Origin of the sequence: Entomobacter blattae (assembly GCF_014672835.1) — a bacterium.
GTDB classification, from domain to species: domain Bacteria; phylum Pseudomonadota; class Alphaproteobacteria; order Acetobacterales; family Acetobacteraceae; genus Entomobacter; species Entomobacter blattae.
In genome coordinates this window covers 403,949-418,444 of sequence record NZ_CP060244.1, presented here as the reverse complement: position 1 = coordinate 418,444, position 14,496 = coordinate 403,949, and the positions used below count along the sequence as shown (strand labels likewise).

Genomic DNA, 14,496 nt, shown 5'->3' with positions numbered 1-14,496 from the left:
TGAAGATGGAAACACCAATGGATAAAGCGCTCTTTCACTCTCAAGAAAGTGAAGGCTCTTCACAAGAAGAGACCAGTATGGATTTTTCAATTGAAGGGATGACATGTGCCTCTTGTGTTAGGCGTGTTGAAAAGGCCATCCAGCATGTTGAGGGAGTCAAGGGTGCCAGTGTAAATTTTACAACCGAGCAGGCTCGGGTTTATTTGGCAACTTCTGCACAACAACATCTGTTGGCAATCCAGGAAGCTGTTGAACAGGCTGTAAGCAAAAAGGGCTACAAAGCTTATTATATTAACCGAGAAAATCCTTCTACGGTGGGGGAGTATCAATCCCGTATGGCGGAGCGGGAACAAAGAGACCAAGCCCATTTAGTTTGGGCGATAGTGTTCACTATTCCGTTGGTTCTCTCTATGTTTTTGGAATATGCAACTTCCACGCCCATGTTACCTGGGTGGATTCAGTTTTTGCTGGCAACCCCTGTACAGTTTTGGTTGGGGGCTCGTTTTTATAAAGCTGGCTTCCGGTCGATTGTTTCAGGCTCAAGCAATATGGATGTGTTGGTAGCCTTAGGCTCTACAGCCGCTTGGGGGCTTAGCACGTATATCCTTATTAAAAGCTTTTTTGGGCCTGTCTCCTCCATGGGATTTTATTATGAAAGTTCAGCCTTAATCATTACCTTTATTTTGCTGGGTCAATGGCTTGAGCATGCTACCCGTAGAAAAGCAGCTCTTTCTGTGCAGTCTTTACAATCAATGCGCCCTGCGGTGGTGCATGTTGAAGCGCCAGAGGAGCCCACAGGTTATGTTGATAGGGCGTTGGCTGAAGTTAAAGTGCATGATCGGCTGGTGGTTCTGCCTGGAGATATTTTTCCAGTCGATGGAAAGGTTGTTGCGGGTTCAGCCTATGTTGATGAAGCGATGCTAACGGGGGAGAGCGATGCGGTAGAAAAAAATATTGGAGATGAAGTCACAGAAGGGACCACTAACCTCGATAGCCACCTTGTTGTTGAAGTGTTACGACTGGGGAAAGAAACACGCCTGGCTGCCATTATCCGTCTTATTGAAACGGCACAGGCCTCGAAAGCGCCTTTAGAGAAACTGGTGGATCGTCTGAGTGCTGTTTTTGTTCCTATTGTCATTGGGGTAGCTGTCTTAACATTTTTAGGTTGGGTTGTGGCTGGTGCTCCGTGGCATGATGCGTTAATTAATGCCGCTTCTGTTCTGGTGATTGCTTGTCCATGTGCGTTGGGTTTGGCTACCCCTACGGCTTTTGCTGCTGGAAATGGGGCAGCTGCTCGGGCTGGAATACTCATCCGTGATGCAGAAGTTATGCAGGAAGCCTCTCAGGTGGGGTTTGTGGCCTTTGATAAGACAGGTACCCTAACCGAGGGTCTTCCGGGTGTGGTAAGGATCTGTCCCATAAAAACGAACGACGGTGAAAAAACGATGGAGGAGGGGCGGATGATACACCTTATGGGCTCCCTTTCCAAATATAGTGAACATCCTCTTTCTCAGGCCCTTACTGCAGCAGCACTTGAGAAAAAAGTTTTGTTGGATGAGGTTGTGAATTTCAAGGTGTTACGTCAAGAAGGGCGGGGCGTTGAGGGGACTATTAATGGAATAACCTATATTTTTGGGAATACCCGATTAATGAATTTTTACGGGTTTACCCCTCAGGAGCTTGAGGGCATTGGACTATCTGAGGACGAGGAGAATCTAACGGTTTCCTATTTGGCCATGCGCTCGCATGATATAAGGAGCAAGCCTGTCCTTCTTGGTGCTGTCTTGTTTGACGATAAGGTCCGCAATGAAGCCCAGGAGACGCTCAAGGACTTAAAAAATATGGGCATACAAACAGCTATGCTGACCGGTGATGGTAAAAATATTGCTTACCGTATTGCAAAAAATGTGGGTTTGGAAACGGTTTACGCCGCTCTCTCTCCAGAAGAAAAACAAGAAATACTGCAATCTTTACGTCAGAACGATCAACGAGCACCCTATCCGAAAATTGCCATGGTTGGGGATGGGATTAATGATGCTCCCGCACTGGCTGCAGCGGATGTGGGTATTGCGATTGCAAGTGGAACAGGGGCGGCTGTGCAGGCAGCCAGTGTAACCCTGATGCGCTCAGACCTGCTCTTGGTGCCCGATACTTTAGAGATTTCCCGGCTGACTAGCAAAAGAATCCGTCAAGGGTTGTTTTGGGCCTTTGTTTATAACGTTATTGGTATTCCCCTTGCGGCAAGTGGTGCCTTAAGCCCCGCTGTGGCGGGGGGGGCTATGGCTTTAAGCAGTGTGTGTGTTGTAGCTAACGCCAGTCGTCTATTGCGCTGGAAAGGTAAAGCCCATCAGTATAAGGGTACCCCTTGTTATTTAGGAAAAGACGCTGTTTTATAGAATGGGTCTTGGACAGGATCGGGAAAGCTAACGATTGGTTTCCTACGCCATTTCAGCATTATCTTCTGCTGGGGGAAAGATTCTTACTCGTTCGTTCATGAACGCTTATATGACCTCTCGACCAGATAGCTTTACAAGACAATCCAACAAGAGATCTTCTTTTTTGATCTTTAATACGAAATAGAACACGAGAACAAGAAATTTTTGCTCAGCAGGCGGCGGCTGAATATGCACTGGCTAAACTGAGCTTACGGGCTGAATTGGCCAATAATTATATTTTGTTATGGGGAATGGATGTCCAAAACGCTGTTTATGATGAATCAATAGTCTTTATGATAGCCTATTATGAAAAGGCTGTTCACCTCACGAAGATACGCCAGCAAGGTGCGATCTCTTCTGGAATTGATTCTTGGAAATGACTGACTAGTGAATGGTGTTCTATCCACAGCGATACTAACTGCCATAGTGGAAGAAGGGGCTGCTTTTTGCAAAAAAGTTCCCTTTTTGTACTTGATGAGGTGTGCTTACAGCAAAGCCATCAATAAGGGGGTGAAAGGATAAGGCTAAAGCCAACAAAAGGCAGGGACGAGAAGAAGGCAGAAGGAGTGATGGAGAATATATTGGGCACGGGTCATCGGCCAGAAAGGTTTTGCTTTCTCCAAAAAGGGAGGTGGATGGCTTTTACTCTTTTCTGAATTTCTGGATGATAGCACGGAGTGGCGCGGTGATACGCCACGAGGTTGAGTTGAGTATTGCCTGGAGTTGATGGTGTAGCATGGCATTTTCAGCTTTAATGTGCTGGAATGTGTTCTGAACTTCCTGTTGGGCAAGGTGCTCTTTTTCTGCAAAGGAGCCGGGAATGGGGTCTTTGGCTTTCTCAAGAAGGGTCTTCCAGCTGGCGACGAGTTTTTCTTTATTTTCTTCTGGGGTTAAGTGCAAGATAAACTCAAACCCTGGTGGGTCGCTGTCAACAAAGTCAGCACAGGCGAGATGAAGAATATTGTTTTCTGCTAAGGGAATCATCAATTGAGCAAAATGGCGCGGGGTTAACACCCAGCAATGGACATCTTCGTAATGGTGAGGGTTCAGCGTTCTCTGTCCCCACATTAGTACTTCTGAAAAGGGAAATTGGGCATGAAGATCTTTGCCTTTTAGGGGGCCGGTAAAAAGGGCGGGGAGATCGACTTCAGAGTCGGTTATCTTGTTTAAGGCAAAGTCTAGAACCATGGAAGTGTCTGGATAGCGCAGGTTTTTCATCCAGGCGGCCATCAAGTCAGCCAGGCGGGTTAATTGGCGATTCATATCAAAGGAATAACGCGCATCGGGGATAACAAGGCGAAGTTCGCCCTGAGGTTTTAAGACTTCCCGGATTTCTTCCATCCAGCCAACCAGGTTTGGTACATGTTCTGCAACGTGAGAGGCAAAAACATAGTCAAACGTCCCACTAACACAGTCTCTAAGCCTTTTTTCTTGCCATACCACATCAACATGGACAAGACTTTCAGGGTCAAGGCCAGGGTCCCAGGCAAATTGTTTTTTGAGCCCTTCGGTAGAAAGATGGTCGGCATAAAGCACTTCTCCTTCTTCTCGATGAATAACCGGGCTGCTAAGAGCTCCAATTTCCAGACATCGTACAGAACGGAAATCAATACCCTTTCGCAAATTTTGATGCCGTAATAGCACGATGCCAGACATGGATTTATTCCCAATCGTTAAGTCAAAGAGTTTTACTAAGTTAAAGGGCTTTACAAATGTGGATAAGAGTTATGGCTGAAGGTGCATACCCAGCTTGTTTATAAGGGCCCTGTCATGGTTTTGGGCAGGGTTAGGTTCTGTTAGTAGCTTTTCCCCGTAGAAGATAGAATTGGCACCGGCAAAAAAACACATGGCCTGGAGCTCATCTGTCATGTTGGTGCGCCCTGCTGCCATGCGGACATAGCTGGTAGGCATCATGATACGGGCTGTAGCAATAGTACGAACAAATTCTAGCGGGTCTATATCATCGTTGAGCTCAAGGGGGGTGCCCTTCACCTTGATCAGAAGGTTAATGGGCACACTTTCCGGATGTTTGGGAAGATTGGCTAGGGTGAGTAGGAGAGAGGCCCGGTCAGAAACATCTTCTCCCATGCCGATAATGCCACCGCAACAAATGTTAATACCTGCTTCTCTAACAAGCTCCAAGGTATCCAACCTGTCTTGATAGGTGCGGGTGGTGATAATTTGCTGGTAATATTCTTCAGAAGTATCAAGGTTATGATTGTAATAATCTAGGCCTGCATTTTTGAGCTGGGCGGTTTGGGTTGCAGAGAGCATGCCAAGAGTGACGCATGTCTCCATCCCCAAGGCTTTAACGCCTTCAATCATCTGGCAAACCGTCTCCATATCCCTTTCTTTGGGAGAGCGCCAGGCTGCTCCCATGCAAAAGCGCCTTGCACCGGCCTCTTTGGCTTTACGGGCCTCCTGCAAAACGGTTTCTATAGCCATAAGGCGGCTGGCCGGGGTTGGCTCCTCATGCTGAGCACTTTGGGGACAGTAGGCACAATCTTCGGGACACCCCCCTGTTTTGATGGAGAGCAGAGAGGAAATCTGTATGGCGTTGGGGTCAAAAAACCGGCGATGGAGGGTATGGGCCTGAAAAAGAAGATCCATAAGGGGAGATGCCAAAAGGGCCTCTACCTCGTCATGTTGCCAGTTATGGCGGAGGAAAACCTCTTCTGGGGAGGGACGAAGGGAAGCAGGGATAGTATGAAGGGATCCATCGGCAGACATGTCGGATATTCCTGAGTTTAAGGACTGAAGGGCAAGAAGAAAAAGTTGATGGTTTATTCTCTCTTGTCATCCAATAGAAATAGGTGCATTCCTAAAAGCATACCATCATGAACGATTTTCACCATAAAAAACAGATATAAGGAAATATCTTTTGGAAAAAAGGTTGCAGGGGAAGGGGCCCATAGGATATTTTTCAGTTCCGTTATAGGAGGTAGAGATGAAGCGTTGGGATATGGATAAACTGGACTGGGGCAAGTTCCGCAAAGATAAGGTCGATCCAGATATTGTCCCCATCATAAAGGCCGCATCTGTTGTTGAACGAAACAGTGTGGAATATGTTATTTACCTGAAAAATGTTTTTGCTGATGATCCAGAAATTATTGCTGCGGTAGAAGATTGGGCCGTTGAGGAAATACAGCATGGGGATGCCCTAGGCAAATGGGCCTCTCTTGCGGATCCAACATGGGATTATCAAGAGGCTTTTGCCCGTTACCAGAAAAATTTTTCCCTTAAGCTGGATGTCGATTCCTCCATTCGTGGCTCAAAGACTGGCGAACTCATTGCCCGTAGCATGGTAGAAACAGGAACATCCTCTTTTTATACTGCTTTGGGGGATTCCACAGAAGAGCCAGCTCTGAAGGAGCTTTGCCGTTTGATAGCAGCAGATGAATTACGGCATTACAAATTATTCTATGACCAGATGAACCGTTATATGAAACGTGAGCAGCTTAATAGGTGGCAGCGTGCACGGATTGCTTTGGGGCGTGTTGCTGAAAGTGAAGATGATGAACTGGCGACAGCCTATCATACCACAAACAATCCCCCTAACATGCCCTATGTTCATAAACGCAATATAGCGGCCTATATGTCCCGGGCGATGCAATATTACCAGCCCCATCATTTCAGGCGGGTTGTGTCCATGATCTGCAAAGTCATTGGGTTTACACCATCAGACCGTGTGAATAAAATTCTTTCCTACATGGTTTATTACTTGGTTAGCAAAAGGCAGCATTATTATAAAAAACTAACTCTTTAAGCCCATTTTTAAGTGTTTTTCTTATTTGGTTTGGTCGGGCCGGGCTGCCTGGCCAGATTTAAACTCGCAAGATTGAAAATGGTCTTCGCTAAAACTGTGCCTAGAGGCAAAGACTCAACCGCTCAGGAGTGGTGTTGTGTGGCGTGTCATTGATAGTTTTGGGGTTGAAAAGAGCGTGTGTAAGCTTGTCGAAAGTGGGGGAATAGGGGTCGAAAATTTGGGATGATCAGTTATTTTAGGGATAAATTATGAATTTTAGATTGGGTTACATCAATACCTTACGCCATGAACTGAACGCTGCGGTAATCCTGCGCGTGCTTGATGCTTATGGTATTGATACCGACCTAACAACCGGTGAGGGCAGAGAGCTGGCCTCCATGTTTGCAAAAGGCGAGCTGGATATGGTGGTCTCCCTCTGGCTGCCCGATTATGACGCAGCTCTTTTCCCAATAGCAGATAGTGAACTGATTGGGGATTTATATACTTCCAGTCTTTGTATTGCTGGCCCGAACACAGGGGGGGTAGAAAATTGTAAAGCTCTGATGGGCTTGCAAAATGCCAAACTCTATGTGGCTGATGGTTATCGGCAATGGGTCGGGCACTTTCTTGATCGTTACGAACTATTGCCTTCCCAGATCGAGCTTCTGTCCCTTCCTGAGCAAGATGAACAGTTTAGTACTCGTATCGGTAAAGAGGCCCATAGCTATTATTGCTGGCCAGAGGGCTCCTTCCTTGCCTCTTTAGCAGGCAAGGCGCTAGCTGATCCGTTAAGGGTTCTGCCTGTGTCGCAAAAAGCCCAGCTTCTTATTCATCGCTCTTCTCGCAAGAATTTTGATAGTGATCTATTTGATGAGCTAGAAGGGTTGTTGCTGGGGCAAAAGGTATTATTTGCCCTAGAGGAAGCGGTCATCCAGAAGGGGATGACTCCTGCCGAGGCTGCTGAAGCCTGGCAACGAGGCCGGTTGATTGGCCGTTAGGGCACTAATAAGTGAGGTTAAATTCCCTTAGGGCTGTTACCCATTCCTATTAACGCACCATCATAAAAATAAGGGCAAGCTGGTATGGATCAAGATGTAGAAGCAGGGCTAAAGGCCCAATATGAAGCTTATCCTTATCCTGCTCGCAACCCGATGGAGGAAACAAAACGCCTGTTTATCGGTACACCCAGTCACTTGCGGGAAATTGATTATTGGGTCTTTGGGGCTCAACGCCTGCAAAATAGTCCTTTTCGTGCTCTTATTGCGGGCTGCGGCACGGGAGATGGCGCCATTATGCTGGCCCAGCAACTGGCCCGTAGCCGTCAAGCAGAGGTTATCTGTCTTGATCGTTCAAAAGCAGCCTTGGAAATTGCCCGTAAACGGGCTGAAGTTCGTAAATTGGACAATATCTCTTTTCATCAAGCCGCTATCGAGGATTTACCCGACTTAAATCTTGGAAGTTTTGATTATATTGATTGCTGTGGTGTTCTCCATCATTTGGCCGACCCAGCTCTAGGGCTTTCTGTTTTGAAAAATGGGCTTTCTCCAGGTGGAGGCATGGGTTTAATGGTGTATGCCCCTTATGGCCGAACAGGGGTTTATATGGTTCAGGATGTCTTGCGCAGACTGACGTCAATTGAAGAGCCTCCAGAAAAACGCCTCGATGTGGCCCGGCGCGTGATGAAAAATTTACCCGCTACGGCATGGCTAAGGTTTAATGGCAATTTTGGGGATCATTTAACAGGGGGCGATGCAGGCCTCTATGACCTTTTGCTGAATCCCAGGGATCGGGCCTATACTGTCGATGCGTTTGTTTTGTTACTGGAACAGGCTGGTTTGGCGATCAAAACCTTTATGGAACCAGCCCGTTATAACCCTTTGCTTTTTTTACCCGATGCTCGGTTAAAGGAACGTATTGGCCTTTTGTCCTGGCAGGAGCAAGCAGCTATGGCAGAGGAGGTTTGTGGGAACATGGCTACCCATGTTGTCTATGTGCAAAAACAAGGGGAAGAGACGCCCTTGCTTGACCCTTCTTCAGACGAGGCCATTCCCATCATGCGGGAGATGCCAGCAGAGGTTTTGGCAAAACAGATCAGACCTGATGGCCGTATGGTTGCAGAGTTTGGAACCCTTCAGGTCTTATTGCCCGTGCCCGCCTATGCCCAGACAGTGTTGGGATTGATAGATGGCGTGCGGACCGTAGGTGAGATAAAGGCCATTTTGGCTGGTAGAGGGATTTCTACTGTCAAGTTTGAAAAGATATGGAAAGAGACATTTACGTTTTTTTCCTCCTTGAACAAGGTTTTGCTGAGGGCTCCTGCATAAGGAGACCCTTGTCTTCCACAAAACTGGCCGACCATGACCCTCTGGGGGCCTGCATATTTGGGACCTCGCATAGCAGATCATCAAGTTTTGCACCTCTAAGGTCAATCGTTCCTTTAACCCCGTTCCCTTCAATGGGGATACGGCTTTTACTTTCAGGGGACGGAGTAGACACTGGCTGGCTGCTTAAGCCAGCGAGAGGTGCCTTATTGGTAGAGAGACCCATCATAAGAAGAGAGGGCTCATAGCGGCAAGGTTATCGTGATTAAGGAGTGTGTTTGGAATGACAGAAAGGATAAGTGGAATGCAAGGCAGCTTCGTTATCCGAAGGAATTCTGGATGGATGAGCCAAAACGTTCCCATATGCCATGCCTGAAATACTCCAAAATCAAAGTCTGATAGAGAAGGGTCCGATAGAGGAGGGGGCAATAGAGAAGGGCTCAATAAAGGGTAAGTCTCTTTCTTCCCCTTGGGGGTATGAGGCGGTGATTATTATTTTTGGTGCCGCGCATCGCCCCAACGGGCAGGTTCGGAATGTTATGCGCCATCGTGTGGAACGGGCAGTCTCTTATGCTTCTTTCCTTCGGGCTCAAGGGTATCGGCGTATTCTGTACATACCCACAGGGGGTGTTACGGGGAAAAAATACCACCAGACCCATAGTGAGGCCCAAAGCATGCAGTGCTTGCTGGTAGAAAATCATGTTAAGCCAGAGGATATATTTTGTGAAAACCACGCGCTTGATACGCTCGATTCTGTAAAAATTTGCTCTGCTTTACTGGCCAGACTGCTTCCCTCTGAAAGCATTTCTTTTGAAAATCATTTTTTTGATAGGATTTTACGTCATCGTCTATATCATCACCTCTATCATCGTTCTGGGCATCGTTCTGGGAAAAAAACAGGTTATAGGGTTGTTCTGGTAAGTAGTGCCTATCATATCATTCGTTGTTGGGTTCTTATGCGGTTATTAGGCTGGAAGTGCGTGGGGGTTTGGCCCAACGTTCCTGCTGCACCGCGTAAACTTAGGCGTTGGTATTGGCGCCTAAGAGAAATACCGGCCCTTTTATATGATTGTACCATGCTGGTTCTGGGCAGGGTTTGGCAAAAAATACGGCAGGAACCGTTTTAAAATGGAGGTGGAGAAAGGAAAAACCTCATTATAAAAAGGGAGTATTTGTTTGCAGCTTGCCAGGAAACTGGTATGAAGGCAGCGGCGAGTAAAAACTCTGAGAACCATAGCCGTCATTTTATATTTTATGGAGAAAGACATTTAGCATGTCTGTGTATGCGTTTATTTTCCCTGGACAAGGCAGCCAATATGTTGGTATGGGCCGCGATCTCGCTGCGAGTTTTGCCTCAGCCCGTGAGGTTTTTGACGAGGTTGATGATGCTTTATCCTTCCGGCTCTCCAGGCTTATGTTTAATGGACCGATGGAAGAGCTGACACTCTCAGCAAATGCACAGCCGGCCTTAATGGCGGTTTCTATGGCAGTTATGAGGGTATTGGTGGTCGAAGGGGGGATAGACCCAAAACGGATTGTAACGGCTTATGCTGGCCATTCTTTGGGAGAATATTCTGCATTGATTGCAGCCCAATGTCTTGATATTGCGACAGCCGCACGTCTTCTTCGCCTGCGTGGAGAGGCGATGCAGAAAGCCTGCGAGAAGAGGGAAAGTGGCATGGCTGCCCTGTTAGGGGTGGATCTGGCACAAGCTCAGGACATTTGCCAGGAAGCGCAAGAAAGTGAACCGGCGGGGAGTGTTGTTGAAATTGCTAACGATAATGGCGGCGGCCAGGTTGTTATTTCTGGCGATCTGGATGCCGTAAAAAATGCAGTCGAAAAAGCCAAAGCCCGTGGGGTAAGAAGGGCATTATTGTTACCTGTTTCTGGAGCGTTCCATAGCAGTTTAATGGCGCCTGCAGCAAAGATCGTCGAAGAAGCCCTTAGAAAAGTGCATTTTCACACACCAGTTCTCCCTGTGGTGATGAATGTTGTGGCAGATTATGTGCGAGATGCTTCCAAAATTTCTCACCTCCTTGTAAAACAGGTGACAGGTACTGTGCGCTGGCGAGAATCCATGGAGTTTATGCTTGAGCATAATATCGATTCTTTTGTAGAGATCGGTGCAGGGAAGGTCCTTTCTGGCCTGGTTAAACGTATTGCCCCTGATGCAGACTCCTATACCGTAGGCACACCAGAAGAGGTCGAGGCCATTCTGAAAATATTTTAGTACGCTTCTTAGACCTTTTAATTCCCGTAGGGAAGTTTGGCGTTCATAGGGCAAAGCGCGCTCTTACCAGTCAGGGTAGGATAGCGTTTATAGCAGGGTTTTATAGCAGTTAAGGTATCGTTAATATGTCCGTAATCTTGGGAAGAGGATAATCCAGATGTTCAGGTTAGATGGAAAGCTGGCTCTTGTAACGGGTGCTTCTGGCGGGATAGGCGCTGAACTTGCTCGTAAACTCCATGCCCAAGGGGCAGAGGTGGTGCTTTCAGGGTCTCGCCAGGAAGTTTTGGCAGAAATAGCAGCGTCAATCGGGAGCGAGCGGGTTCATAGTCTAGTGGCCGATCTTTCTGATAAGGCCGCGGTAGAAACCCTCATTGCGGATGCAGAGCGCCTCGCCCATGGCCGCCCATTGGATATTTTGGTAAATAATGCGGGGATTACCCGTGATACCCTTGCGATTCGCATGAAAGATGAAGACTGGGCTAAGGTATTGGAAATGGATCTTTCCATACCATTTTATCTCAGCCGTTCTGCTTTAAAGGGGATGTTAAAGCGTCGTTCAGGGCGTATTATCAACATTGCTTCCATTATTGGAATGACAGGGAATGCTGGCCAGGCTAATTATGCAGCTGCAAAAGCTGGTATGATCGGTATGAGTAAGTCCTTGGCCAAAGAGGCCGGAAGCAGGGGAGTAACGGTAAATGTTGTCGCTCCAGGCTTTATTGATACGGCCATGACACAAAATTTACCAGAAGAGTATAAAAAACAGCTAGAAGTTTCTATTCCTCTTGCAAAAATTGGAAAACCCAAAGATGTTGCCGCTGCTGTCGTCTATCTTGCTTCAGAGGAAGCAGCATGGGTTACGGGAAGTACGTTGCATGTTAATGGTGGAATGGGTATGTTTTAACGCAGAGGCCTATCAATAAGAATATGGCAAAAATGTTATAGCGTTTGTTTTTTTGAAGAAAAATATCGAAAATACAGCATAGAGGTTTGTATCTTAGTGGTAGCAGCTATAAAAACTCGCGAAATATCCTTTCGCCTTCTTTACATGAAGCTGTTAATTTCATAAGAAGCGAAGTGCTATGCTGCTTTAACAGCTGGTTACCCTGTTAGGGGTTGCCAGGTTTTAACTCAAGCCGCCCTCTTGGGGGAGGTATACAGGAATAAATGACACATGAGCGAAATCGCTGACAAAGTTAAAAAAATTGTTGTAGAACATCTTGGTGTAGAAGAAGGCAAGGTGACACCTGAAGCGTCTTTTATCGATGATCTTGGTGCAGACAGTTTGGATACTGTGGAGCTGGTTATGGCTTTTGAAGAAGCCTTCAATGTAGAAATTCCTGAAGAGGCTGCCGAAAAGATTTCTACAGTCAAGGATGCCATTGATTATATAGAAAAACAGAAAGCTTCTTAATTTTACTTTCGATTCGTTTCTGAACGGTAAGGAGCAGAGTGGTAATGCGTTCATCAGGAATGGTTCCTGGAAATAGGCGTGTTGTTATTACAGGTATGGGAATAGTCAGCCCTCTTGGTGTGGGGCTTGGTCATGTCTGGAAGCGCCTGATTGCTGGTGAAAGTGGGGTCGGCCGGATCAAGGCGTTTGACCCTTCTGATTTGGCGGGGCAAGTTGCCGGAGAAGTGCCAGAAGGGATGCGCTCAGAAGGGAAGCTGAATCTTTCTGAATGGATTCCGGTTAAAGACCAGAAAAAAATGGATCGCTTCATTCATCTTGGTATGGTCGCTGCAGAAGAGGCTGTGGAAGATTCTGGTTGGAAGCCCCAAACAGAAGAGGAGTGCTGCGCTACCGGGGTCATGATTGGTTCTGGCATTGGGGGATTAAAAACCATTTATGATGCCTCCATTACCGTTCACGAAGGGAAGGCGCGACGGCTTTCTCCATTTTTTATTCCCTCTGCTTTGATCAACCTGGTCTCGGGGCATGTTTCTATTAAATATGGCTTTAAAGGTCCTAATCATTCTGTGGTGACGGCTTGTGCCACGGGTGTGCATGCCATAGGGGATGCTGCGCGGCTGATCATGCTCAATGATGCTGATGTCATGGTGGCCGGGGGGGCAGAGGCCGCTGTCTGTGCTTTAGGGATTGCGGGTTTTTGCTCGGCAAGGGCTCTTTCGACAGGCTTTAATGAGACTCCGCAGGAGGCCTCTCGCCCATGGGATAAAGATCGTGATGGTTTCGTGATGGGCGAAGGCGCTGGCGTTGTTGTTCTTGAGGAATACGAACACGCGAAAGCTCGTGGCGCAAAGATTTATGCCGAAGTGGTTGGCTATGGTATGTCAGGAGATGCCTACCATATTACAGCACCAGCGGAAGGGCATAGTGGTGCTCTAAGAGCTATGCAGGCGGCGTTGAGAAGTGCAGGTGTTACCCCTGAAGAGATCCAGTATGTGAATGCTCATGGAACATCTACCATGGCCGATGACTTGGAACTGGGTGCTGTAGAGCGTTTATTTGGCGATGCGTCAAAAAAATTGGCGATGTCTTCAACCAAGTCTGCAACGGGCCATCTTTTGGGGGCAGCCGGTGCCATAGAGGCCATTTTTTCTGTTATGGCGATTCAAGACAATGTCGTTCCACCAACCTTAAACCTTTATTCTCCTTCCAGGGAAAGCGTTATAGACAGGGTTGCCCATACTGCTCAGGAGCGTCGGGTTGATATGGCTCTTTCTAATAGTTTTGGTTTTGGTGGAACGAATGCCAGCATTATTGTCAAACGGGTATAAGGTGTTTTATAGGTTTTCATCTTGTATTTGAAAAGGGAATCTGTGCGTAAAACGCTCTTAATTCTTTTTGCTATTATCTTGTGTGGTATGGCAGGAATAGGGGTTACGGCATATTCCCTTTATTTTAGACCAGGGCCTTATGGCGAGGCCAAAAATGTTGTGATCCCCTCAGGGGGGATTAAGAAAACTTTATTATCCCTTCAGGGTGAAGGACTTATTCATAAAGGTTTTTTTTCGGCCAGCCTCTTTAAAATTGCTGCATTATTAACCCGACAGGAAGGAAAAATTCATGCAGCAGAGCTTGCCTTTCCTGCCCATGCCAGTATTCAGCAAATTTTAAGTATTTTGCGGTTTGGCAAACCCGTTCGCCATGAGCTGACCATACCTGAAGGTTTAACACATCAGCAGATTAGTCACATTATTAATGGGGCCCCTTTTTTAGAGGGGCAGATAGAATTAAAAGAAGAGGCCGAAATACTTCCTCAAACCTATGCTTATATTTGGGGTATGTCCCGTATGCAACTTGTGCAGAAAATGCGGATAGCCCAAAAGAATATGGTTCAGAAAATATGGGAGAACAGGGAAAAATCTATTCCCTTATCAACGCCAGGGCAGCTGGTTATTCTTGCTTCTATTGTTGAAAAAGAGACGGCTCTCCCAGCAGAGCGCGCCATGATTGCCCGTGTCTTCTTAAACCGTTTGCAAATGGGAATGAAGCTACAGTCAGATCCTACCGTTATTTACGGGTTATCAAACGGAAATAGTCTTGGAAGGCCATTAAAGCACGATGACCTTTTAGTGGAAACCCCCTATAATACCTACGTTATTACAGGTTTACCCCCGCATCCTATTTGTGCTCCAGGTGCGGCTTCCTTACAGGCGGTTGCCCATCCAGCATCTGGTCCTTGGCTGTATTTTGTTGGAGATGGGAATGGAAAGCATAATTTTTCAACAACTCTTAAGGAGCACAATCACAATGTTTCTCTTTTAAAGGCAACAAAACAGCATCTTTTAAAGTGAAAA

12 protein-coding genes are annotated in these 14,496 nt (G+C 46.9%); 10 read left to right on the top strand and 2 right to left on the bottom strand.

The window, feature by feature from the left end; genetic code table 11:
* Positions 1-17: 17 nt before the first annotated feature.
* Positions 18-2,396 (top strand): heavy metal translocating P-type ATPase, encoded by a 2,379-nt coding sequence (locus JGUZn3_RS01875; RefSeq protein ID WP_203414073.1) that lies wholly within the window; start codon positions 18-20, stop codon positions 2,394-2,396.
* Between the two features lie 681 nt (positions 2,397-3,077).
* On the opposite strand, the gene JGUZn3_RS01870 is transcribed toward JGUZn3_RS01875, so the two are convergent.
* Together JGUZn3_RS01870 and bioB are read right to left on the bottom strand one after the other, a co-directional pair.
* Positions 3,078-4,091 carry a methyltransferase domain-containing protein gene (locus tag JGUZn3_RS01870; RefSeq protein WP_203414072.1) on the bottom strand — a complete coding sequence of 338 codons (1,014 nt, stop codon included), beginning with the start codon at positions 4,089-4,091 and terminating at the stop codon, positions 3,078-3,080.
* A 69-nt stretch (positions 4,092-4,160) separates the two neighbouring features.
* Positions 4,161-5,165 (bottom strand): biotin synthase BioB, encoded by a 1,005-nt coding sequence (bioB, locus tag JGUZn3_RS01865; RefSeq protein ID WP_203414071.1) that lies wholly within the window; start codon positions 5,163-5,165, stop codon positions 4,161-4,163.
* Positions 5,166-5,382: 217 nt separating this feature from the next.
* Here bioB and JGUZn3_RS01860 point away from each other — a divergent pair, with 217 nt between their 5' ends.
* From JGUZn3_RS01860 to mltG, 9 genes are all read left to right on the top strand, one after another.
* Positions 5,383-6,201, top strand: coding sequence for an acyl-ACP desaturase (locus JGUZn3_RS01860; RefSeq protein ID WP_203414070.1), 819 nt, complete (start codon positions 5,383-5,385; stop codon positions 6,199-6,201).
* Between the two features lie 248 nt (positions 6,202-6,449).
* A complete protein-coding gene (locus tag JGUZn3_RS01855; protein WP_203414069.1) occupies positions 6,450-7,178 on the top strand; it encodes a type 2 periplasmic-binding domain-containing protein in 729 nt (242 codons plus the stop codon).
* An 84-nt stretch (positions 7,179-7,262) separates the two neighbouring features.
* On the top strand, positions 7,263-8,504 hold the full coding sequence (locus tag JGUZn3_RS01850) for a class I SAM-dependent methyltransferase (protein WP_203414068.1): 1,242 nt from the start codon (positions 7,263-7,265) through the stop codon (positions 8,502-8,504).
* A 365-nt stretch (positions 8,505-8,869) separates the two neighbouring features.
* The gene (locus JGUZn3_RS01845) at positions 8,870-9,628 is read left to right on the top strand and encodes a YdcF family protein (RefSeq protein ID WP_203414067.1); all 759 of its coding nucleotides are present in this window, start codon (positions 8,870-8,872) and stop codon (positions 9,626-9,628) included.
* Positions 9,629-9,774: 146 nt separating this feature from the next.
* Positions 9,775-10,731 carry an ACP S-malonyltransferase gene (fabD, locus tag JGUZn3_RS01840; protein ID WP_203414066.1) on the top strand — a complete coding sequence of 319 codons (957 nt, stop codon included), beginning with the start codon at positions 9,775-9,777 and terminating at the stop codon, positions 10,729-10,731.
* Positions 10,732-10,888: 157 nt separating this feature from the next.
* Complete coding sequence (fabG, locus tag JGUZn3_RS01835; RefSeq protein WP_203414065.1) at positions 10,889-11,635, top strand: 3-oxoacyl-[acyl-carrier-protein] reductase; 747 nt, start codon at positions 10,889-10,891, stop codon at positions 11,633-11,635.
* A gap of 270 nt (positions 11,636-11,905) precedes the next feature.
* The gene (locus JGUZn3_RS01830; protein WP_203414064.1) at positions 11,906-12,145 is read left to right on the top strand and encodes an acyl carrier protein; all 240 of its coding nucleotides are present in this window, start codon (positions 11,906-11,908) and stop codon (positions 12,143-12,145) included.
* A 44-nt stretch (positions 12,146-12,189) separates the two neighbouring features.
* Positions 12,190-13,473 carry a beta-ketoacyl-ACP synthase II gene (gene fabF / locus JGUZn3_RS01825; protein WP_203414063.1) on the top strand — a complete coding sequence of 428 codons (1,284 nt, stop codon included), beginning with the start codon at positions 12,190-12,192 and terminating at the stop codon, positions 13,471-13,473.
* 42 nt (positions 13,474-13,515) lie between these two features.
* Positions 13,516-14,493, top strand: a complete 978-nt coding sequence (gene mltG / locus JGUZn3_RS01820; protein ID WP_203414062.1) for an endolytic transglycosylase MltG — start codon at positions 13,516-13,518, stop codon at positions 14,491-14,493.
* The last annotated feature ends 3 nt before the right edge of the window (positions 14,494-14,496 follow it).